Here is a 22,052-nt window from a genome sequence, read left to right on the forward strand (position 1 = left end):
GTTTGCAATTCGTCGGCCAAGGACATCGCCATGACCTCATCAAGGGAATCCCTAGACCCCTCCGTGAATGCCTACTTCAACGCCCTGCTTCGGGAGACCGGGCCCTGGCCCTGGCATCCGCTACCAGGGCACTACTCGATTACGCACTCTGGAACGGGGGCAACACTGCTGATCCCCTGCCGTTTCCACAGCCGGGGTGGACGGCATCTGCTGGGGCCCGAGCTGTGGATGGATCAGGGTGAAGGCGTTGCCCCGATCAGCTTCCTGAAGGCAGTCGAGTGGACCCTGTCGTTGCCCGAACTTGGCGACAGGGCGTCTGTCCAGAACCGGCAGAACCTTCTCCGTCGGGTACAGCGCAGCCATGAGAACCTGAATCTGGCCCAGGCCTGCCGTTTGCGACATTCTCCCGACCCGGAGCACGCCCCGGAGCCCTTCATCCAGTCCGAACAGGCCCTGGTCAACGGGCACTCGATCCACCCCTGCCCCAAGGATCTGGGCAATATGGCCGCCGAAGAAGTTTCGGCCTTCGCCCCGGAGTACGGTGGCCGGTTTCCGCTGATGTGGTACAGCGTGGCGCCGGAGCATCTGCGCTCCCACGCCTCTGCGCAGGCGTCGCTGTCTGGAGCGGTTCGTTCATTACTCTCGCAGGAATCCCCCGGCGTCCGCCAACGTGTCGAAACGGCCCTCGCCGAGGGTCAGGCGATCATTCCCTGCCATCCGTTCCAGCACAGACACTGGCAGGCCCACCCCGGTTTACGGCAACTGCAATCCGACGGGCGCCTGCGATGTCTGGGCATGGGAGGGTCGCAATGGCACGCCACCTCATCCCTCAGGGCGATATGGGCCGACAGGCAGGAGTGGATGCTGAAGTTCTCCCTGTCCGTTCGCATCACCAACTCCCTCAGACACCTGCAACCACAGGAGGCCGTACGTGGGCCCGTACTTGCCGACCTCCTGACCAGCGACTCCGGGCGCTGGTGGCGGGCACGGCACCCCCGTTTTCAGGTACTGGACGAGCCGGTCACAGCCGTCATCTGCGACCAGGACGGGCAAGCGCTGCCGGAAACCACCCTGGTACTGCGGGACAACCCGTTTCGGGGTGAGGCGTCCCGCAACTGCGAACTGCTTGCGACGCTGCTCCAGGACAACCCCGCCACCGGCCTCTCCCGGCTGGGCGCCTGCCTGCGAGCCAGAAATGCCGGCGAAGAGGAGGCCATGGCCTGGCTCGGCGCCTATCTGGAGCTGGCCGTAAGGCCGCTGCTGGACGCGCAAAGCAACCTGGGGCTGCTGTTTGGTGCTCACCAGCAGAATCTGATCCTGCGCCTGGACAGCCAGTTCCAGCCTGTCGCGGCCTGGTTCCGCGATTGCCAGGGCACCGGTTTTTCCTCCCTGGCGCACCGCCGGTTTGGCCCCAGCCTGACGGATACCGTGCAGACCAGCGGGAATGAACTACCGGATGAACTCGGGGTTCGCCTGTTCTGCTACTACCTGTTCATCAACAGCACCTTCAACGTCATCAGCTCGCTGGCGGCAGCGGACCTCTGCCGGGAGGACCGTCTGTGGCATCAGCTCAGGGAATGGCTACAGCAACGACAGGCCGAACACCCCGCGGACGCCAGCGCCCTCGACTACCTGCTGACGAGCCCGCAGCTTTACGCAAAGAACAATTTCCTGTGCTCCCTGCGGGCACTGAATGAAAACACCCTTGATGATCTCGAATCCATCTATCACCCGATGCCCAACCCGCTGGTGACCGGGCAACCCGAAAAAACCAAGGATGACGACTACCATGACGCGCTTATCGCCCATTGAACTGCTCCCCACTTCAGACGGCCAGCAGCTGCAGATTTCCCTCGACTCGGAAACCTGGCAGGCCCGCCGCCAGACCAGCGCCGCCGGGGAGACGCTGCTTGACTGGGAAGGACCGGAGCTCGACGCAGACACCAGTCGCCGCATACTCGACACGCTTTTCCATACCCTGGATACACCACGGCTCGAATTGCTGGGGCGCGCCAGCGCCGCCTTCGACACGGACCACCCTGCCTGGTCCCGGGGGGAAGGGCGCGCGGCCCTGGAACGATCCGCCTTCTACCAGATTCGGGAACACTGGCTGGATTCCGCCTTGTGGGCGCTCATACCGGAAACCATCGTTGACACCGACGGCGTCAGCCACCCCCGGCGCCCCGCCGTGGGCGACCAGATTCTGTACCGCCGCTTTGCTCCCTCGCTGGGCAAAACCATCACCCTGCGACAGGCAACTGTTGAAGAGGACGGTGAACGCTTTCACCGCTGGCAGAACGATCCACGGGTGGCGAAGTTCTGGGAGTACCCGTGGAGCCGCGACAGGCTGGACGCCATGCTGGAGGACCGGCGAGCCGACCCCCATTCGCTGCCGCTCATCCTGGAAGCTGATGGCGAGGCCGGTGGCTACTTTGAAACCTACTATGTGGCCGAAGACCGCCTGGGCCCCTACTGCAAGGCCGGCCCGTTCGACCAGGGCATGCACGTCCTGGTGGGTGAACGGCGATTCCTCGGCGCCCAGCAGACGAATCTCTGGCTCAATGCCGTCTGCCACTTCCTGTTTCTGACTGAGCCGCGCACCCAGGCCCTGTGGGGCGAACCAAGGGCCGACAACCAGGCCATGCTGCGCTACCTCGAGACGACGACCTGGGAAAACCATGGCGAATTCGACTTTCCCCACAAACGTTCGGCGTTGCTGTGCAACCCCCGCCAACGGTTTTTTGCCAACACCCGACTGTAACCGACAGGAATGACCGTAATGGAACATGCCAACGACTGGCAGATCGTCAACCAGCGCCTGATGGCGCGGATCCTCGCGGAGTGCAGCTACGAAGGACTGCTGTCACCGGAGCACCGGGGCGACGACCTGTTCGAACTGGACACCGGCGCGCATCGCTACCACTTCAGGGCACGGCGAACCCCCTGGGATTTCCTGTGGATACGCCCGCAATCCATTGTGCGCGACGGCTTCCCCAGCAGCGATGCCATCCAGCTGGTGCTGGACTGCCGCGAGTCATTCGCCATGAGCGATATCACCCTTGGCAACTTTATCGAGGAGTTGAACAACACCCTGACCGGAGACCTGCTACGCCAGCAGACCCTGGCGCAACAGACCGCCGGTCAGTTGCTTGAACTGCCCTCCGCCAGACTGGAAACGCTACTGGATGGACACCCGAAAGTCCTGGCCAACCGCGGCCGGCTCGGCTGGGGCATGGAGGACCTTCACCGCTACAGCCCCGAAGCGGGCCAGCCGGTGGTATTGCGCTGGCTGGCCGTGCATCGCGCCACTGGCGCAAGAACCTTCGGCCACCCAGGGCCAGCGCAATGCCTGACCGATGGTGACCGCAGGGACCTGGCACCCTACCTGGATGCCCCGGACTGGCAGCTGTTGCCCGTCCACCCGTGGCAATGGCAGCACTGCATTCAGCCCCAGTATGCCGCCATGCTGCAGAGCGGCAACCTGGTGGACCTGGGCGAGCGGGGCCATCGCTACCTGCCCCAGCAGTCGATCCGCACCCTGTCAAATGTCGACCAGCCCGCCTCATGCGACCTGAAACTGTCGCTGACCATACTGAACACCTCCTGCTACCGGGGTATACCGCCGGAGCCCATGGCGCTGGCGCCTGAGCTGTCCCGCTGGCTGTCAGCCACCGCCGGCCAAGACCCATTTCTCGCAGAGGCAGGGCTGACCGTACAGCAGGAGCTGGGCGGCCTGCACCTGCCCCAGCCCCACCAGCAGCAGGTTGCGGGCACCCCCTACCGTTACCGGGAAATGGCCGGAGCGGTATGGCGGGAAAGCCTGGCCAGCAAGTGTGCCGACGGCGAGAAGGGCTGGATCTTCGCCGTCCTGATGCAGACCGATGCGACCGGCGCCCCCCCTGGCCGCCGAGATGATTCGTCGCTCCGGCTGGACGGTGGAACGGTGGCTGACCCGCCTCTTCGACCGCGTCACGCTACCGTTGTACCACCTGCTGTGCCGTTATGGCATCGGCCTGGTGGCCCATGGTCAGAACCTGGGCGTTATCTTCCGGGATTTCCGTCCCGAACGGGTGGTGATCAAGGATTTTCATGGCGACCTGAGACTGGTGGAAGGGCCCCTGCCCAACGAGGCGGGACTGCCGGATGCCCTCGCAGGTGCACTCCCCAGGCTGCCTCCGGCGCACCTGCTCCATGACCTCTACACCGGGCACCTGGTCACCGGCCTGCGCTTCCTGTCGCCGCTGCTGGAAGATCACCTCGGCTACCCCGAGAAGGCGTTCTACCAGTTACTGCACGACCGGCTGCAGCACTATCAACAGGCCCATCCCGACATGGCGCACCAGTTCGAGCAGTTCAGTCTGCTGCGTCCCGTCATGGAACGGGTCTGCCTGAACCGGGTCCGCTTCCGCATCGGCTACGGAGACAACGCGTCACGCCCCCTGCCAGCGCTTGGCCCGGACCTGCCCAACCCCCTTCACCCCCATCATCACCAGACCCTGGAGACCAGCCATGACTAAGGACATCCTCGACCTGGCCGGCATCGGTATTGGCCCTTTCAACCTGAGCGTGGCCGCCCTGCTGGATCAGCACCCCAACGTAAACGCCGCCTTCTTCGACAGCAAACCGGCATTCAGCTGGCACCCGGGCATGCAGCTGCCGGGAGCAAGACTGCAGACCTCCTGCCTCAAGGACCTGGTCACCGGCGCCGATCCCTGCAACCGCCACAGCTTTCTCAACTACCTGGTGCAGCATCGCCGGTTCTACCCCTTCCTGAGCGCTGACATGACCGCCATCAGCCGGCGCGAGTTTGCCGACTACCTTGGCTGGGTGGCGGGGCGCCTTCCCAGCCTCCGTTTCAGCCATGGCGTCGAATCGGTCCGCTTTGAGGACGGGCTTTTCGAGCTGCGCTTCGTGAACGGGCAAGCGCCGGTCTACGCCCGTAACCTGTGTATCGGCACCGGCATCCGCCCCAACATTCCGCCGGCCTGTGAAGCGCTGCCCCCGGGCCGCAGCCTGCATTGCATTCACCTGATGGAACGGGCCAGGGACTTCACCGGCCAGCATGTTGCCGTGGTCGGGGGCGGCCAGTCGGGGGCCGAGGTCATGCTTGGCCTGATGGATGGCCTCTGGGGACAGCCTGCCAGCATCCGCTGGTTCTCCCGCCGTGCCAACTTCGAGCCCCTGGACGAGACGCCCTTTACCAACCTCTATTTCTCGCCGGGCTACGTGGATGCCTTCCAGGGGCTGCCCGAAAACCGCCGCAGGGAACTGGTGCACTACCAGAAACTGGCATCGGACGGTATTTCACCGGATACCCTGCAGACGCTTTACCAGCGCCTTTACGAGTATCCTCTGGAGCACCCGGGGCGGCCTGCCCCCGAGCTGCTGCCGGGGCGTTCGCTCTACGCTGTCACCGACGGTGCCCCCATGAACCTGCTGACCCGCAACCGACTGGATGACCGGTTCGAGGAATTCCGGGCCGACCAGTTGCTGCTGTGTACCGGGTTTGACCATGGGCTGCCTTCCTGCCTGTCACCCCTGAACACCAGGCTGCACCTGGACACCATGGGTCGGCCGAGCCTGGGAAAGGCCTTCAACCTGGACTGGGACGGGCCTGCCGACCGCGCCATCTACACCGTTAACCAGGGCCGCTTCAGTCACGGCATCGCCGAGTCCCAGCTCAGCCTGACCAGCTGGCGTTCCGCGGTTATCGTCAATCACCTGCTTGGCGAAGAACACTACCCCGTGGCCGAACAGGGTGTATCGGTTCGCTGGCGCAGCGAAACCGCACATGACAATCCGCCGATGGAGGACGTTCCCAAAAAAATGTCGCCATCAGGAATTGAATCTATCTGATAATCGTTTACACTTGCGCCTTATTTACATAGGGAGAACTACTGATGGCTGTACGAACGATTGTCCCGTGGACCGTGATATCGCTGGCGCTTACGGCACCCATGGTGGCACACGCCGCCTCACAGTCACTGGACGAGCTGGTGGTGGTCGGCAGCCGAGCACCCGCGCAGATCAGCCAGGTTCCGGGTACCGTCTGGGTCCTGGAAGGGGAAGAGCTGGAGCAGCAGTTCCAGTCCGGCCAGGATCTGAAAACGGTGATCGGCAAGCTGGTTCCGAGCATGGATCTGGCTCCGGAAACCCGCACCAACTATGGTCAGAATATGCGAGGCCGCAGTGTGCTGGTCATGATCGACGGCGTGTCCCTGAACGGCTCCCGCGGTCTGAGCCGGCAGTTCGATTCCATCGATCCCTTCAATATTGATCGCATTGAGGTACTGTCTGGTGCCACCGCCATCTACGGCGGCGGCAGTACCGGTGGTATCGTCAATATCATCACCAGGAAGGGGCGCGAGGGGGATGCTCAGTTCAGCACTGAACTGGGCGCATCCAGCGGCTTCAACAACACCGAAGACCGCACTTTCCGGGTCGGCCAATCCATTGCAGGGGGTAATGAGACCATCAAGGGAAGGCTTGCCATTGCCGCCCAGGACAATGGCGCCATGTACGATGGTAACGGCGACCCCATCATGCCGGATATTTCCCAGACTGACCTGCAGTACAACCGCAGCGTGGATGTGCTCGGCAGCACCCAGATCCGCATTGACGACAACCAGAGTCTGGATCTGACCGCGCAGTTTTACCGCTCCCGCTACGAGGGTGATCAGGGTGTCTGGCTGGGCCCCATGCTGTCGGAAATCAATGACCCTGAAATCCGGGACGGATTCTCCAGCGACCGTGACCCGGAGACTGAACGATACATGTTCAACCTTGCCTATCAGCACGGTGATTTCCTGGGGCATACAGCCTACCTGCAGGCCTCCATGCGCAATGAGGAGTCCGCCTTTCACCCCTACCCATATCGTAGGGCAACCGCACCACAGAGTTACTTTGGCGCGTCCAGTCAGGAAACCCGCCAGTATCTGGTCAAGGGTCTGCTCGCCAAGGACCTGGGTGATGTCCGCCTGAATTACGGGATCGACCTTGATCGGGAGGACTTCTCCGCGAGCCAGATGATCTTTGAAAACATGGCGGCATTCTCCAGTGGCGGGCTGGTATTCGACGAGGAATTCACCGTGGACCGCTACCCCGACTACCGGGTGGAAGGCATCGCGGCATACCTTCAGGCGGAGTGGGATGCCACCGAGCGCCTCCAGCTGAACGCAGGTATTCGTCAGCGTTACGCACGTCTTGAAATGGAAGACTTCGTGGGCACCCAGCAGGCGGTTGAAGTGGAACGCGGACTGGCCTCTGGTGCCGATGCCATACCCGGCGGCGAAAGCGACTACGACGTGACCCTGGTGAATGTCGGCGCCATCTACAACCTTCCCGAAGATCATCAGATCTGGGCCAACTTCAGCCAGGGCTTTGAAATTCCGGATCCCGGCAAGGTTGCCGGCAGGGGCTCGTACAGCCTCACCGGCGGTCGCTATGTGCTGACCGACTCCCTGAACATCGACGACAACCCCATTCCCGGCCTGGAAACCAACCAGGTGGAACTCGGCTGGCGTACCTACCAGGCAAACTGGGATGCCCAGGTCGCTGCCTACTACACCTGGTCCGACAAGGAAGCGGAAACCAATCGCACCACCCTGACCGTGGATGTGGTTGACCGGAAAACCCGTGATTACGGTCTTGAAGGCGCGCTCACCTGGTATGCCAACGAGCAATGGTACGTCGGTGGCACCGGCCATTATGTGCGCTCGGAAGTGGAGGACGACGATGGCGATTGGCAGAAGAATGTGGTTACCGCTGCCAGTCTCCCGAACGCCACTGCCTTTGTTCGCTGGCAGGACAACCTGACCTCGGTCCGGCTGCAGGGCTCCAGGGCCTTCGACATTGAAGACGACGCCGGTGATGAAATTGATGGCTACACAACCTTCGACCTGATGGCGGCACGTAAGCTGCCCCTGGGCCGAATCAACGTTGCCGTTACCAACCTGCTGGACGAGCAGTACGATACCGTCTGGGGGCAGCGCGCCCAGTTGTTCTACGGCTATGAAGAGCTGTTCGACTTCAAGGGCCAGGGCCGCACCTACTCCCTGACCTACTCCGTGGATTACTGATGGCATGCTGACAGGCAGTCTTCCGGGGCCCGCAGTGCGGGCCCTTGTACTGGTATTGCTAAGCTTCACCGCCAGCGCCGGCACCGTGGTCTCCCACGATGCCGGCGAACTGCGTATTGAGGAGCCCCCCGAACGGGTCGTGGCGCTGAACTGGTGGCTGGTGGAGCATCTGCTGGCCCTGGGCGTGACGCCGGTGGGTGTAGCGGATGCCGAAGGCTACCGGGAATGGGTGGCAGAGCCGCCCCTGCCGGACTCGGTGAAATCCGTGGGCGCGCGCCAGTCGCCCAACCTGGAGGCCATCCGCTCTCTCGAGCCAGACCTTATACTGGTAACCGGCCACCTGAGGGCCGCCGTACCCGCCCTGGAAACCATAGCGCCCACCCTGGTGCAGACCACCTACGAGACCGACTCGAACCCCTGGGAACGCGCGCAGCAACACCTGGTCACGCTGGGCCGGGTTCTGGGCCGCGAGCAACAGGCGCAGGCCGTGATCCGACAGGCAGAGCAGGACCTGAGTGATACCCGGCAACAACTGGCGCAAGCGGGGTTGGCCAACCAGAGCGCCTTTATCGTCCGTTTCCTGGATGACCGGCGCCTGCGCATTCACGGCGACAATTCCATGCTGCACCAGGCCCTGGAACAGGCCGGCCTGATCAACGCGTGGCCCCGTTCCACCAACCTCTGGGGCTTCACGCCGGGAACCGTGGCCGACCTGGGCGGGCACCCGGACGCCTGGCTGATCTATATCCGCCCATGGCCGGAAGCCGACCGGGAACGACTCCAGCAGAGCGAACTCTGGCCCTACCTGCCAATGGCGAAAAGCGGTCGAATCACCGGAGTGGGGCCGGTCTGGACCTTTGGTGGTGTGCTCAGTGTCCCCCGCATGGCGCGGATGCTGGCGGATCAGTTAATGGCCGGTGAAGAGGTATCCACCCCATGAGTCAGATGCCAACACTGCAACATCCCTGGACACGACTCTCGCTGCTGGCCCTGGTACTGCTCGCGGTTGGTTTACTGCTGTCGCCGCTCACCAGCCCTGACAACCTGACGCAACTGCCTGGCGCACTGATTCTGTCTGCTTCCGCCAGTTTCGAGCAGGCGGTGCTGCACTTTACCCTGATGCCACGGCTGACCGTGGCCCTGCTGACCGGCGCAGCGCTGGGCTTTGCCGGCACCCTGGTGCAGCAGGTCTTGCGCAACCCCCTGGCCGCGCCCACCACACTCGGTGTGGCCGCCGGCGCCCAACTGGCGCTGGGGCTGGTGATGCTGTTTGCGCCCGCCCTGCTCGCCTGGCGGGAAGCCTGGGCCATGGCCGGCGGCATGGGCGCCCTGGGGCTGGTCCTGTTGATGGGCGCCCGGCGCGGTTTCGATCCGCTGACGCTGACCCTGTGCGGCCTGATCGTCAGCCTCTACCTGGGGGCCATCAACACCGTCATCCTGCTGTTCAACCAGGAGCAGCTGGCAGGCCTGTTCATCTGGGGGGCCGGTGAGCTCAGCCAGACGGACTGGCGCAGCACCCTCGACCTGCTGCCCCGCCTGCTGGCAGCCGCCGGCATCGTACTGCTGCTGTGGCGCCCCCTGCAGGCCCTGGACCTGGGCACGGAAAGCGCCCGGTCCCTGGGACTGTCTCCCGGTGTCACCCGCATTCTCGCCCTGGCACTGGCGGTTTACCTGACCGCACTGACCGTCAGCCACGTGGGCGTGGTCGGGTTCATCGGCCTGGCCGCACCCGCCATTGTCCGCCTGCTGGGCGCCCGCACCCTTCGCCAGCGACTGCTGGCCAGCGCCCTTGCCGGCGCCCTGATCTGCCTGGTGGCCGACGGGATTGCCCAGCAACTGACCCTGGCCTTCGGCCACCTGCTGTTTCCCACCGGGGCGGCCTCGGCACTCATTGGCGGGCCGGTACTGCTCTGGGTACTGACCCGCACCCGGCTGATGCCTTCCCGCCCCGCCGAGTCCATGTCGATGGCGACGCCCCGGCGGGGATTTTCAGTGGCCGGCCTGCTGGTTCTCACCCTGGTCGTGCTGGGCAGCCTGGCCATCACCCTGTCACTGGGCCCCACCTGGGATGGCTGGCACTGGACCGGGTTGAGTGGCGATCCGGCGATACTGGCCATGCGGCTGCCGCGCATGACCACCGCACTGATGGCCGGCGGCCTGCTGGCGGGTGCCGGCGTGATCGTGCAGAGGCTGACCCGCAACCCCATGGCCAGCCCGGAACTGCTGGGCATCAGCACCGGCGCTGCCCTGGGAATGGTGTTGCTGGTACTGACCGTTGGCACCGGCAGCCGCACCCTGCAGATCCTGGCTGGCGGCCTGGGAGGAACGCTGGTGCTGCTGGCACTGCTCCTGCTGAGCCGGCGCAACGGTTTCTCACCGCAACGTCTGCTGCTCGGCGGCATCGCCCTGTCTGCTCTGCTGGATGCGGGCATCCGGATGGTGCTGGCCATGGGCGATACCCAGTCGGTCATGCTGCTGAACTGGCTGGCAGGCTCCACCTGGCTGTCCGGCGAGACCGATGCCCTGGCCCTGGTTGCGGCGACACCGGTACTGGTGCTTCTGGCATTGCTGGCAACACGCTGGCTGGACCTGCTGCCACTGGGCGACAGTGCCTCCCGGTCCCTCGGCCTGCCCCTGGCGCCGGTGCGTCTTGCCTTGCTGTTACTGGCGGCGCTGATGACCGCGGCGGCCACCCTGGTGGTCGGCCCATTGTCATTTGTCGGCTTGATGGCGCCCCACCTGGCCAGGCTACTGGGCTATCAGCGGGCCCTGCCCCAACTGATCGCGGCCTTTGTTATCGGCAGCCTGCTGATGCTCTGGGCGGACTGGCTGGCCCGCTCGGTGGTCTACCCCTACGAGCTACCCGCCGGGCTGGTGGCCACACTGATTGGCGGTGGCTATTTCCTGATCCGGATGGGCCGGATGCCAAAGAGCCGGTAGGCGTATTCCCGGGTAGGCAGTTATTGATACGCATTTACATCTGAATTAGTATCCAACTTTCACCAAACGAGCCTGATGCCATGTTCACACTGGACGCCGTCAGTTACCGGTTACCGGAAAAAACCCTGCTGCATCCCATCCACCTCACCATTGAACACGGTCAGGTGGTGGGACTGATTGGCCATAACGGTTCCGGTAAATCGACACTACTCAAACTGCTGGCCCGCCAGCTGACACCCTCCGGGGGACGGATTACCCTGGAAGGCAAGGGCCTGCACCAGTGGGGTGATCGTCCGCTGGCCCGTCAGATTGCCTACCTCCCCCAGCAACCACCGGCCACGGACGGGCTCACCGCGCGGGAACTGGTGAGCTTTGGCCGCTATCCCTGGCATGGCGCACTGGGGCGGTTTTCCCGGGAGGACAGGGAACAGGTGGAACGGGCCATGGCGCTGACGGATACCGAAGGCTTTGCCCACCGGGGCGTGGATGAGCTGTCCGGCGGCGAACGCCAGCGGGTCTGGCTGGCCATGCTGCTGGCCCAGAATGCCCGCTACCTGCTGCTGGACGAGCCCACCTCGGCGCTGGATGTGGCCCATCAGGTGGAAGTGCTGTCGCTGGTGCGCAAACTGGGCAAGGAGCTGGATATGGGCGTGGTGGTCGTGCTTCACGACATCAACATGGCCGCGGCCTACTGCGACCACCTGGTGGCGCTTCACAGCGGCCGGCTACTGACCGAGGGCACCCCGGACCAACTGATGACCCGGGACACCCTGGAAGATATCTACGGTATCCCCATGTCGATCCTGCCCCATCCCCACAATGACGGCGCTCGCATCGCGGTCGTGTAACACCCCTGATTCAGGCGCTTTCGGGAAGCAGCGCACCCTTGGGAGGGCGATCGATATGGGGGCAGTTCCGGCACAGGGGCAGGTCCGGAAGCCGATAGCGAATGCAGCAGTGACGCCGTTGACGCATGGGCTCACATCCTTCCCCCTGCTCCACATAGCGAACCGGGCTGGCCATGGGATTGGGGCGCCCATCCGGGCGCTGTTGCCGCGCGATAAGCTGGCGACCATCTTCCAGCGAGGCGTCGGGAATACCCGCCGAGCTCATGGTACTGATCAGCCATTCGAAGTAATTGGCGGCGTTATTCCACAACACCCGGCGTGACACCTTCACCTGCTGACACCAGCCCTCTATAAGGGGCTCAAAGTTGTGGTCCAGCAATTCCCGGAAACGGTCAAAGGGCCCGTCAGGGGCCACCTGGAAAGGTCTGCCTTCATCCGGCAGGCGAAACGCCTCCGGCAGACCGTCGTCATCAAGAATGACCTCAATCCGATCCAGTGACACCGGCAGCTCACGCCCCAGAACCAGGTTGGCCGCCACCACGGGCACCGTCAGTTTGACAAAATAGTACCGCGACCACAGAGACAGCAGGGCCCGGTCATCGTCCCCCGGCTGCACGCGACGGTACTCGGAAAGCAGCCAGGCGAGGCCATCCGGCGAAACCAGATCCCTTGCCGCTACCCCCTTGCGCTGATCCTGACCCGGCAACACCAGCATATGCCGGTAGTGCTCGAAATCACCAGTAAACAAAGGGGCAAGGGCAGGAATCGTCATAAGCCATCCATGTCGTTGTCGAAGAGAGCCTCGAAGGGGATGCTCTTATTGCGCAAGCTCAACGCTAATGAAAACGCTTATCATTATACGCAGAGCCAGGCAAAAGACAAAGGCAAAGGCACTGACCATTCAGGGGGATACAGACGCTATAGACCGGTTGAAGGCCTGAGCCGAACGTCGCTCAGCCCTTCAATCGCTGGAAACCGGAGATAACAGCGACCAGAATGGCCCCGGCAATCACCCCGATCAGACCGTCAGCCAGCACCGGCCCGATCGCCGCCATAACCGAACCAAGACCAGCGGTAAATTCACGGATCCATTCGTAGAGGGGCGCAACGCCGTGAACCAGGATACCGCCGCCCACGAGGAACATGGCTGCGGTGCCCACAACCGAAAGGGTTTTCATCAGCCAGGGTGCGGCAGCCAGTATGCCAGCCCCCAGTCTCTGGGAGAATGACGAGTCACGCTCGGTCAGGTGCACCCCCAGATCATCCAGCTTGACGATGCCTGCCACCAGGCCATAGACACCAACTGTTACCGCAACGGCAATCACCACCAGCACGGCCAATTGCATGGTGATGGACTCGGCACTCACCGTGCCCAGGGTTATGGCAATGATCTCGGCGGAAAGGATGAAGTCGGTGCGGATGGCGCCCTTGATCTTGTCCTTCTCCAGTGCCTTCATGTCTTTCGAGGGATCCGCCAGCGCCTCCCGCAGTTTCTCACGGTGGGCCTGATCCTCGCTCCGGTGAAGCCATTTGTGGACCAGTTTCTCGAAGCCCTCATAGCACAGGAAAGCGCCCCCCAGCATCAGTAGCGGCGTAATCAGCCAGGGCAGGAAATAACTGATGGCCAGCGCCAATGGCACCAGGATCACCTTGTTGATCGCTGAGCCCTTGAACACGGCCCACACCACCGGCAACTCCCGGGCCGGCCTCACGCCGGTCACCTGCTGCGCGTTCAGCGCCAGGTCATCCCCCAGTACACCGGCGGTTTTCTTGGCCGCCACCTTGGTCATCACCGAGACGTCATCAAGGAGGACGCTGATATCATCAAGCAGAGTAAGCAGGCTGGCGCCGGCCATAGTCAGTTTCCTTTTAAAATCGATACTTTAGAAATATCGTAATTGCAATAATAAGAAGCAAACTCACCGGCACAACTGTCTCATGGCAACGGATCAATGCTCTCGATATATTGGCCGTCGTGGTGTCTGAAAAACAGGTTGCAACTGGTCAGCTCCGGAGCGCCGTCTATCACTTCAACATAGGGATTTAACTGAACCACAAACTCGACACTGTGACCTTTTGACGTTTCTGAAAGACGGGTAAAAAGTGCCTTCTTCTCTTGAACGAACTCTTGGGCACTCGGCAGCTCCGGATCTGTCCAGGGCATACGGACAATGAGAGAGTCACAGCCCTTCGCGATACTGCCAAGTTTCTCACCGGGCAAGTAGATCTCAAACATTCCCCCATCGGAAAAACGATAGGCCAGCTCCCTGTCCATTAACTGTTTTGTTCTGAGCAGCTCCGATGGAGTAATTGAAAGCCGGGCATAGAAAGCGCCTTCCTCCTCGATCACCTCAGGTGACTGGGCCGTCGCGCAGCCCGAAAGAACGATCAGGAAGGCGCCAAGCAGGCGATTAGCTAGTTGCATTTTTCGCCTCGCATTGATCAGAGTATTTTAGGCCTGTCGCATGATACGACTGCCAATCAGCGCGGTACTTAGAGGGAGTACCTGCGCCGAGAGGCGTGTTGTGGTGGCGCTTCCAGTAAAGAGACTGGGAATTCAGATTATCAAAGTCTGGAATTTCGCTCTTGGCGACGATTTGACCAATTCTGTAATAATGAACTCTAGCCATCGCAGCAGCATAAAGGTCATTATTTTCAAGCTCATCCGCGCTTTCGCCACTTTTTTTGCGGAGGGACCTGACGGTTTCCGCCAGTGTATTTCGATAGGCCAGAAAATTGTTCCAGATATCACCGTGCGTGGCGGGTTCCATCTGAAACAGCCCTAGTGCAGGGCCGCCTATCTGCTTTCTATACCGCAACCCCATGCTTTCGTGGATTGCCGTACCCAGCAAAAGTTGGCTAGCGGCTTTTGAATAGCCAATCTCGTCATTTAGTAGACACAATGCTGGCTCAATAACCTCAGAGAGAAAGTCCTGAGGAGAATAAAAGGCGGTTCTGTTCATTGGAAACAATCCTTGTCCAGTGACTAATTCTGGGTCCTTCCGTCCCACAGGTATGTTTTTTACCTACCTTTGGAACTAATTCTTACGGCTGAGAGCTTAAGTCAGCCCCAGCAGGCAGATCAATTGGTAACTTCGCATTTCAGTCCAATAACCCCACAAAAAAACTTTGAACGATGAGGGGGAAATCCATTTGGCTTGATGATATAAAACTATAAGCCCATGGCTTCGGCCGCCACCCGGTTTTTCAGCGGAGAGGCCCGGTCAAGCCAGCGCATGCCGGTGCTGCGTAACCATCGCAGGGGCAGTTCGTCGCGGGCGAAAAGCTGTTTGAAGCCTTCCATGGCGGCCATCATCGCCAGGTTCTCGCCCTTGCGCCGACGCTGGTATCGCTGCAGCAGCATCAGCTCGCCTGGAGACTGACGGCGGTGGAAGGCGCCTTCCAGCTCGGCCAGCAGGGCGGCGACATCGCCATAGCCCAGGTTGGCGCCCTGCCCGGCCAATGGGTGGATGGTATGGGCCGCATCCCCTACCAGGGCCAGGCCCGACTGGACATACTGTTTACTATGGCGCTGCCGCAGCGGGAAGGCGTGCCGCCGGGAGACAGCTTCCACCTGCCCCAGTCGACCTTCCAGGGCACGGGTCAGTGCCGCCATGAACAACGCATCGTCCAGATCCAGCAGGCCACGGGCTTCCGGGGTGTCCTGGGACCAGACAATCGAGCAGAAATGCCCGCCCTTCCCCTCGTCGTCCGCGTGTAACGGCAGGAACGCCAGCGGGCCGGAGGCGCTGAAACGTTGCCAGGCAGTGTGCTGATGAGGCAGCTCCGTCTGCACGGTGCAGACAATGGCCTCCTGGTCGTAATCCCACTCCCGGGTGGGCAGACCGGACCACTGGCGGATGCGGGAATGGGCGCCGTCAGCGCCGACTATAAGCTGTGCCGTCAGTGTCTCACCGCCCGACAGGGTCACCTGCCAGCCGTCTTCCGTCTGCACCATGCCATCCACTGTCTGGCCGTCCAGGCAGGTAAGTTCACTCTCCTGCACCGCCTCGAACAGGCCCCGGACCAGGTGTCGGTTCTCGACAATAGTGCCCAGGGCGGGCACACCCAGCTCGGCGGCATCAAAACGGATACGGCCAATGGCCTCGCCATCCCACACATCCATGGCCTGATACGGGCAGTGGCGGGTGCGGGTGGTTCGCTGCCACGCGCCCACTCGCTCCAGCAGGCGCTGGCTGGCTACCGAAATGGCACTGACCCTCGGCTCAAAATCATCCACCGTATGGGCTTGCGCCGGTGCTTCCAGCAGTTTCGCCACCGGGGCCGCCTCCACCAGCGCCACCCGCCAGCCCTGTTGTGCAGCACCCAGGGCCGCAGCACTGCCGGTCATGCCACCACCAACGACAACAATATCGAACTCACTCATTGCCAGTGCTCCCGGTCACGATCCGATGGCTGCCTGGAGGAACCACCTGCGGTCACGCCCATGGCCCGGCGGGCAAACCAGTGCTTGGCGCCCGGCAGCACATCGAGCCCGGCCAGACCGGCATTGCGGACAGCACCAACACCAGGGTATTCACCGCCGAACAGGCGAACCAGGGAATCGGAGAAACCAATGGTCTGCTGCTGATCCGACGCGTGCTGTTGCTGGTAGCGGCTCAGCACCGTCAGGTCCCCCGGTGACCGATCATTGTCCCGGGCAAAACGGAACGCATCCAAAAGGGCCATCAGTCCCCGCAGGGCCAGGTTGAAACCCTGCCCCGCCACCGGGTGAAGGGCGTGGGCGGCATTGCCCACCAGGGCCACGCCGGGGCGCACGCATTCATCGGCGGTGACCAGGGAAAGCGGATAGTGATGACTGTCGCCGAAGCGGGTGAAGCGCCCCAGCCGCCAGCCGAAAACCTGCTGCAATCGGGCGCATCGGCCCGCCTCGTCCAGGGCAAGTACCTCATCCAGATCCCCTGGGCTCAGGGTCCAGACGAGGGCCGAGCGGTGTCCGGGCTCCGGGCCACCCACCTGGGGCAGCAGTGCCATGGGCCCGCGCTCGGTAAAACGTTCCCAGGCCGTACCTTCATGGGGGCGTTCGGTGCTGACATTGGCAATCAGGGCATACTGATCATAATCCCGCTGGTGCACGGCGATACCCATATCCTCCCGCAGCCCGGAACGGCCACCATCCGCTACCACCAGACAGCGGCTGGTAAGCGAGACATCCTCATCGCCCTGACGAATGCGGACGCTTACACCTTCAGTCAGGGTAGTGGCAGATTCCGCCTGGGCCGGAGCCAGCCAGCGAATAGCCGGTTGCTGGCGCAGGGCATCCATCAGGCACAACCCCAGCCAGCGGTTGTCGGCCACATAGCCCAGCGCCGGTTGTCCGTGTTCCGAAGCCGACAGGCGGGTCACGCCGAAGCGGCCTTTCTCGGAAATGTGGATATGGCGGATAGGCGATGCCTGCCGGCTGATGGCCTCCCACAGGCCCAGGCGCTCGAAAATCTGGCGGGCGCCCCAGGACAAGGCGGTGGAACGGGCATCGTAGCTGGGCTGATAATCGGTGGGAGCAGGTTCTGCCGACAGCGGAAAGGCTTCCACCACGGTAACCCGGTACCCCGGCACCAGGCGGCAGATGGCGAGCGCGAGGGTGGCGCCGGCCAGTCCGCCCCCTGCAATCAGTATGTCGGTATCAAAGTCCTGCATATGTAGTGTCCCGTCTGGTCAATTTGTTGACCTACTGAGCGCCTGAACGCTTTGAGAGCAAGGCGCGGTAGCGAAGGTTTGGTGGCTCCAAATCGAGCTACCGCAACACCGCTATCAAAGCGTTCAGGCGCTCCCGAAGGGCGTACCGCTGGCGTCTCTGGACCTGTGTTGCCAACCCTTGATGTGGAACCACCACACCGGCGGGCTGGCGCCTTGGCCAGAGACGCCAGCGGTACGCAGTAGGTTAACAAATTAACCAGACGGGACACCGGTGTCCGGGTTACTCCGCCATCAACGCTTCCACTTCCGCAATGTTTTTCGGCACCGCGTCAGAGAGCACCTTGCAGCCTTCTTTCGTAACCACCACGTCGTCTTCAATACGCACACCGATACCGCGCCACTGCGGGTCCACATCCATATTGTCCGGCGGGATATAGAGGCCCGGCTCCACGGTCATTACCATGCCCGGCTCCAGTACCCGCCAGGCATCGCCGACCTTGTAGTCGCCCACATCATGTACGTCCATGCCCAGCCAGTGGCCGGTACGGTGCATAAAGAACGGACGGTAGGCTTCCTTCTCGAGGGCTTCGGCCAGCGGCCCCTCGATAATGCCCAGGTCAATCAGGCCCTGGGTCAGCACTTCCAGCGCGGCCTCGTGGGGCATGTTCCAGTGGTGGCCCGGCTGAACCGCGTCGATGGCGGCGTACTGGGCCTCCAGCACCACTTCATAGATGGCGCGCTGGGCGTCGCTGAACTTGCCGCTGACCGGGAAGGTCCGGGTGATATCCGACGCGTAGCAGTCCACCTCACAGCCGGCATCGATCAGCACCAGGTCGCCTTCCTTAAGCGGCGCACTGTTCTCGATATAGTGCAGTACACAGGCATTGGCACCGCTGCCCACGATGGAGGGGTAGGCGGTGTGGCGGGCGCCATGCTCCATGAACGTGTGGATCAGCTCCGCCTCCAGCTGGTACTCATAGCCACCCTTGCGGGCCCGCTTCATGGCACGGCAATGGGCCTCGGCGCTGACCCGGCCCGCTTCGGCCATCACCTTGATTTCCTTGGCGCTCTTGTACAGCCGCAGGTCGTGCAGCAGGTGTTCCAGGGCAACGAATTCCCCGGGGGGTTGGGCGCCCGCGCGTACCTTGCTGCGAATCTGTTTGACCCAGTCCATGACCATGGTATCGAAGGCCTGGTCGCGGCCCAGGGGGTAGTAGACCCGGCTGCGCCCTTCGATCATACCCGGCAGGATGTCGTCGATATCCGCGATGGGGAAGGCGTCGTCCAGCCCGAAGTGTTCTATGGCCCCGTCCGGCCCGGTGATGGAGCCATCCCACTGCTCCTTCTCGGGATTGCGTTCACGGCAGAAAAGTACCGATTCGCCATGCTCCCGGCCGGGGATCAGTACCAGCACGGCTTCCGGCTCACCAAAGCCGGTCAGGTACTGGAAGTCACTGTCCTGACGGAACGGATACAGCACATCCCGGTTGCGGGTGTGCTCGGGCGCGGCGGGCAGGATGGCAATGCTGTCGCTGACCATCGCTTCCATCAGCCGGCGTCGGCGCTCGGCGTGTTCACTCATCGGAATCCACGGACTCATAGGGTCTCCTGATACTCGAAGTCAGTGCAGGGTCTGGGCTGCAGCGGGTGATGATGGTGCCGGGGGATTGAACTCCGTAAATACGGAAATCACGCCCAGACGGACGTACTCGGTAATGTCGATGAGCTGCATTTCCGCGCCCTCGTCACCGGCATCAGAGTCTTCCACCTGACTGATGGCCACCATATCCTCGATCAGTTCACGGATTTCATCGGGCGCCTCACCCAGCTTTTCACCGGCGGCCAGGGCCATACCTTCCAGGAACCCCCGCACCCACGCCGCCAGGGCCTGCAGGCGCTGCTCGAAGGCATAGTCGTCCTCCGGCAGCAGCAGCTGGAACGCCATATCGGTGGCCTGTAACCGTAACAGGGTCTGACGGTAGGCCTCTGCCATGAACTCCGGCAGTTCCGGGGGCAGGTCTTCACCCTGCTCCAGGGTCTCCGGGGCAATACCGATATGCTCGCAAACCACCTCGAGCCAATGCGGCTGGTCGAGGCGAGCTCCGGCGGCCAGCCGGCCACAGAGGCCACCATGAAGCTCGGAAGGATGACTGAACGCCCGGCAGCGGGTAAAGAGATTCGCCCAGCCCTCGAAATCGGCCGTGCGGGTACCGGGTTCTGCGTTGTCGGTCATGAAATCGCTGTACCTGTCAGTTGAATGGGTATCCAATCCTAGCATTTCCGCCGGTGGAGCGGCATAGGCAAGCGCAAATCGCGGCATCGCCCTGACGGCTGCGAAGCGGAGTGACCATCGCCCTGCGGACGGCCACCACGCTGGAATGGGGTCTGCTGGCCGCAGTGCCGGTGGCCGGCCTGCTGGTTGGCCTCATCCCCGCGGCCAGGGCCTGGAAAATGGGTGGGCGACGGGGCGCCTGGGGCGTGACAGAAGATATGACAGGCTGAAGCCGAAAGGTACGGCGTGCCCCCTGCAAACTGGCCGAATCGACACGTTTTAACGGTGCCGTCCTCCTGGCTTGCCAGGATGGGACCGACGTCACAACAACATGACAGACTGGCAAATTGACCCTTTCCCATCGCCCACTTATAGTGACTAGTGTCCCGGGTGGCTCATACCAACGGCTACCCGGGAGCCAGAGCGAGCAGTGTCAGACCGAAAGGGGCCGCCGGTGTCAGACGGCCCCGCCAAGTACCGGAAAGTCTATGGAACAGTCAGAATTGCAGGCCATGGCGGACAAGCTGGACCGCCTAATTGAGCGCTGTCGCAAGCTGGAGCAGGACAACGCTGCCATGCGTGAACTTCAGGACGAATGGAACCGGGAACGGGCCCAGCTTATCCAGCGCAACGATCTGGCCAAGAACCGGATTGAAGCGATGATCGGTCGACTCAGAGCCCTGGAGCACCACTGATGGCAAAATCCCCCACCACCGTCGAAGTCAACATCCTCGACAAGGATTACCTGGTCGCTTGCCCGGAAGACCAGCAGGACGCCCTGCGCCGCGCTGCCCGTCACCTCGACAGCAAGATGCGGGAAATCCGCACCACTGGCAAGGTTCTGGGCACCGAACGCATCGCAGTCATGGCGGCGCTGAACATCACCCACGAATTGCTGGACGACGACAACGTCTCCGGCGCCGCTGAGCAGCTGCTCCAGAGCATGGACGAAAAGCTCGATACTGCCCTTGGCGGTAGTCACGCGACATCCGGGAACAACTCGTCCCACGGATAACAGAAATTACACAGAATGCGGTTGCAATCGCCCCGGTCAGTACCCGTATAATGATCTCGACTTCCTGGGCTGTTCGCTGGTCGGATACGTCCTCGAGCCGATGCGCAACACCCAGGTGGCTACTTCAGGGCATTGTGAGCAAGTCCCCCACGAAGGGGAAAGCCTAATATGTCACAGCGGCCACCACCTTGAACTTTGGGTTCAAGGGCCACATCCGATAACGGCAGCCCGGGAAGCTTACTCCACCAGACCTTATATCTGACGTGTCTCACACCTTCCAGAACCTTTCAGACTTCGAACCGGAATCCACACGGGACCGCAAGGCTCTCAGACGGCATCTCCGCGAAGCGAGACGGACACTGAACCCGGAACAACAGAAACTGGCTGCCATTGAGCTGGCCAACACCCTGCGCAAGCACCCCCGGGTCATGGGCGCCCGTAACATTGCCCTGTACCTGCCTAACGACGGGGAAATCGACCCACAAACCTTCATGGCCCAGACCCGCCGCCGGAACGTGCACTTCTACCTGCCGGTACTGCACCCGATTCATTCCGGTCAACTGGCTTTCTGCCGCTATGACGAGCACACCCCCATGGCACCCAACCGGTTTGGCATACCGGAGCCGGTGTTCCACCATCGCCTGATTCGGCCAGCCTGGTCGCTGGATGTAATCCTGATGCCACTGGTGGGCTTTGATGAGGACGGGGGGCGTCTTGGTATGGGTGGTGGTTTCTACGATCGCACCCTGGCATTCACCCGGGTACGGCCCCGGCTCAGGCCGGCACTGATCGGCCTGGCCCATGAGCTACAAAGGGTAGACAGACTGCCTGTGGAATCCTGGGATATACCCCTGGATGCCATTGTGACCGATGGGAAACTATACCGGACCGGCCAGGGAAAGAGTTAGCCTTCGGTACGTTCAGACTGGGTACGCTGGGCCTGGAACCACTGCCCCTGGGAGCTGATGTCGGCGGGTAAAGCGCGGGATTCATCCTCCGAGGCCTGGAATGATGTCAATCCGGTAACCGCCAGCCCCACGACAAACACAAGAACTACCGCCCGAATCATGTCCGGCCTGCGCCTCATTGCATCTCCTCCATTGGTGATCCACAGTTTTTGTTGTTGTTTGAAACACCCGCTTTGCCTGCAAAAACAGCCGGATGTTGGTGCTTTCCAGAATTGACAAAAAGCCTAACACGTACGCCGCTATTTACAATTTTTTATAATTAAAATTTGTAAA

21 protein-coding genes, 1 other RNA gene and 1 pseudogene are annotated in these 22,052 nt (G+C 62.2%); 14 read left to right on the forward strand and 9 right to left on the reverse strand.

Annotated elements, in window-relative coordinates; translation table 11 throughout:
- Positions 1–30 precede the first annotated feature (30 nt).
- The 9 genes and pseudogenes from ACFOZ5_RS16420 to ACFOZ5_RS16460 all read left to right on the forward strand — a co-directional run bounded on the left by ACFOZ5_RS16420 (position 31) and on the right by ACFOZ5_RS16460 (position 11,866).
- On the forward strand, positions 31–1,812 hold the full coding sequence (locus ACFOZ5_RS16420; RefSeq protein ID WP_379889280.1) for an IucA/IucC family protein: 1,782 nt from the start codon (positions 31–33) through the stop codon (positions 1,810–1,812).
- On the forward strand, positions 1,790–2,761 hold the full coding sequence (locus ACFOZ5_RS16425) for a GNAT family N-acetyltransferase (RefSeq protein ID WP_379889282.1): 972 nt from the start codon (positions 1,790–1,792) through the stop codon (positions 2,759–2,761). The genes ACFOZ5_RS16420 and ACFOZ5_RS16425 overlap by 23 nt, the downstream gene beginning before the upstream one ends.
- 282 nt (positions 2,762–3,043) lie before the next feature.
- A pseudogene (locus ACFOZ5_RS16430) lies at positions 3,044–3,862 on the forward strand (IucA/IucC family protein); the annotation flags it as partial.
- A 49-nt stretch (positions 3,863–3,911) separates the two neighbouring features.
- On the forward strand, positions 3,912–4,517 hold the full coding sequence (locus ACFOZ5_RS16435; protein WP_379889284.1) for an IucA/IucC family C-terminal-domain containing protein: 606 nt from the start codon (positions 3,912–3,914) through the stop codon (positions 4,515–4,517).
- Positions 4,510–5,856, forward strand: a complete 1,347-nt coding sequence (locus tag ACFOZ5_RS16440) for a lysine N(6)-hydroxylase/L-ornithine N(5)-oxygenase family protein (RefSeq protein ID WP_379889286.1) — start codon at positions 4,510–4,512, stop codon at positions 5,854–5,856. Before ACFOZ5_RS16435 ends, ACFOZ5_RS16440 begins: the two co-directional genes overlap by 8 nt.
- A gap of 44 nt (positions 5,857–5,900) precedes the next feature.
- Positions 5,901–8,078, forward strand: coding sequence for a TonB-dependent receptor (locus tag ACFOZ5_RS16445; protein WP_379889288.1), 2,178 nt, complete (start codon positions 5,901–5,903; stop codon positions 8,076–8,078).
- Positions 8,079–8,082: 4 nt separating this feature from the next.
- Complete coding sequence (locus tag ACFOZ5_RS16450; protein ID WP_379889290.1) at positions 8,083–9,018, forward strand: ABC transporter substrate-binding protein; 936 nt, start codon at positions 8,083–8,085, stop codon at positions 9,016–9,018.
- The gene (gene fhuB / locus ACFOZ5_RS16455) at positions 9,015–11,018 is read left to right on the forward strand and encodes a Fe(3+)-hydroxamate ABC transporter permease FhuB (protein WP_379889292.1); all 2,004 of its coding nucleotides are present in this window, start codon (positions 9,015–9,017) and stop codon (positions 11,016–11,018) included. The genes ACFOZ5_RS16450 and fhuB overlap by 4 nt, the downstream gene beginning before the upstream one ends.
- A gap of 80 nt (positions 11,019–11,098) precedes the next feature.
- Complete coding sequence (locus tag ACFOZ5_RS16460) at positions 11,099–11,866, forward strand: ATP-binding cassette domain-containing protein (RefSeq protein ID WP_379889294.1); 768 nt, start codon at positions 11,099–11,101, stop codon at positions 11,864–11,866.
- A 10-nt stretch (positions 11,867–11,876) separates the two neighbouring features.
- Here the strand turns inward: ACFOZ5_RS16460 and fhuF are convergent, their stop codons facing one another.
- The 8 genes from fhuF to ACFOZ5_RS16500 form a co-directional block, all read right to left on the reverse strand.
- Positions 11,877–12,638 (reverse strand): siderophore-iron reductase FhuF, encoded by a 762-nt coding sequence (gene fhuF, locus ACFOZ5_RS16465; RefSeq protein WP_379889296.1) that lies wholly within the window; start codon positions 12,636–12,638, stop codon positions 11,877–11,879.
- A 181-nt stretch (positions 12,639–12,819) separates the two neighbouring features.
- Entirely contained in the window at positions 12,820–13,722 is a 903-nt protein-coding gene (locus ACFOZ5_RS16470) for a DUF808 domain-containing protein (RefSeq protein WP_379889298.1), read from the reverse strand.
- Between the two features lie 80 nt (positions 13,723–13,802).
- Positions 13,803–14,291 (reverse strand): hypothetical protein, encoded by a 489-nt coding sequence (locus ACFOZ5_RS16475; RefSeq protein ID WP_379889300.1) that lies wholly within the window; start codon positions 14,289–14,291, stop codon positions 13,803–13,805.
- Positions 14,278–14,829 carry a hypothetical protein gene (locus tag ACFOZ5_RS16480; protein ID WP_379889302.1) on the reverse strand — a complete coding sequence of 184 codons (552 nt, stop codon included), beginning with the start codon at positions 14,827–14,829 and terminating at the stop codon, positions 14,278–14,280. Before ACFOZ5_RS16480 ends, ACFOZ5_RS16475 begins: the two co-directional genes overlap by 14 nt.
- 209 nt (positions 14,830–15,038) lie before the next feature.
- Positions 15,039–16,253: a UbiH/UbiF/VisC/COQ6 family ubiquinone biosynthesis hydroxylase gene (locus ACFOZ5_RS16485; protein ID WP_379889304.1), complete on the reverse strand. Its 1,215-nt coding sequence runs from the start codon at positions 16,251–16,253 to the stop codon at positions 15,039–15,041.
- On the reverse strand, positions 16,250–17,524 hold the full coding sequence (ubiH, locus tag ACFOZ5_RS16490; RefSeq protein WP_379889306.1) for a 2-octaprenyl-6-methoxyphenyl hydroxylase: 1,275 nt from the start codon (positions 17,522–17,524) through the stop codon (positions 16,250–16,252). Before ubiH ends, ACFOZ5_RS16485 begins: the two co-directional genes overlap by 4 nt.
- A 280-nt stretch (positions 17,525–17,804) precedes the next feature.
- A complete protein-coding gene (pepP, locus tag ACFOZ5_RS16495; protein ID WP_379889308.1) occupies positions 17,805–19,124 on the reverse strand; it encodes a Xaa-Pro aminopeptidase in 1,320 nt (439 codons plus the stop codon).
- A gap of 21 nt (positions 19,125–19,145) precedes the next feature.
- On the reverse strand, positions 19,146–19,757 hold the full coding sequence (locus tag ACFOZ5_RS16500) for a UPF0149 family protein (RefSeq protein ID WP_379889310.1): 612 nt from the start codon (positions 19,755–19,757) through the stop codon (positions 19,146–19,148).
- 110 nt (positions 19,758–19,867) lie between these two features.
- On the opposite strand from ACFOZ5_RS16500, the gene ACFOZ5_RS16505 reads away from it, so the two are divergent.
- The 5 genes from ACFOZ5_RS16505 to ACFOZ5_RS16525 all read left to right on the forward strand — a co-directional run bounded on the left by ACFOZ5_RS16505 (position 19,868) and on the right by ACFOZ5_RS16525 (position 21,719).
- Positions 19,868–20,026: a hypothetical protein gene (locus ACFOZ5_RS16505; RefSeq protein WP_379889312.1), complete on the forward strand. Its 159-nt coding sequence runs from the start codon at positions 19,868–19,870 to the stop codon at positions 20,024–20,026.
- A 258-nt stretch (positions 20,027–20,284) separates the two neighbouring features.
- Positions 20,285–20,491: a TIGR02449 family protein gene (locus ACFOZ5_RS16510; protein ID WP_379889314.1), complete on the forward strand. Its 207-nt coding sequence runs from the start codon at positions 20,285–20,287 to the stop codon at positions 20,489–20,491.
- Positions 20,491–20,811: a cell division protein ZapA gene (locus ACFOZ5_RS16515; RefSeq protein ID WP_379889316.1), complete on the forward strand. Its 321-nt coding sequence runs from the start codon at positions 20,491–20,493 to the stop codon at positions 20,809–20,811. The genes ACFOZ5_RS16510 and ACFOZ5_RS16515 overlap by 1 nt, the downstream gene beginning before the upstream one ends.
- 58 nt (positions 20,812–20,869) lie before the next feature.
- A non-coding RNA gene (ssrS, locus tag ACFOZ5_RS16520) (6S RNA) lies at positions 20,870–21,050 on the forward strand.
- A gap of 24 nt (positions 21,051–21,074) precedes the next feature.
- The gene (locus ACFOZ5_RS16525) at positions 21,075–21,719 is read left to right on the forward strand and encodes a 5-formyltetrahydrofolate cyclo-ligase (protein ID WP_379889318.1); all 645 of its coding nucleotides are present in this window, start codon (positions 21,075–21,077) and stop codon (positions 21,717–21,719) included.
- On the opposite strand, the gene ACFOZ5_RS16530 is transcribed toward ACFOZ5_RS16525, so the two are convergent.
- Positions 21,716–21,898: a hypothetical protein gene (locus ACFOZ5_RS16530; protein WP_379889320.1), complete on the reverse strand. Its 183-nt coding sequence runs from the start codon at positions 21,896–21,898 to the stop codon at positions 21,716–21,718. The two genes, ACFOZ5_RS16525 and ACFOZ5_RS16530, sit on opposite strands and share 4 nt — an antisense overlap.
- Between the last annotated feature and the right edge of the window lie 154 nt (positions 21,899–22,052).

The organism is Marinobacter lacisalsi (assembly GCF_042651045.1).
GTDB classification, from domain to species: domain Bacteria; phylum Pseudomonadota; class Gammaproteobacteria; order Pseudomonadales; family Oleiphilaceae; genus Marinobacter; species Marinobacter lacisalsi.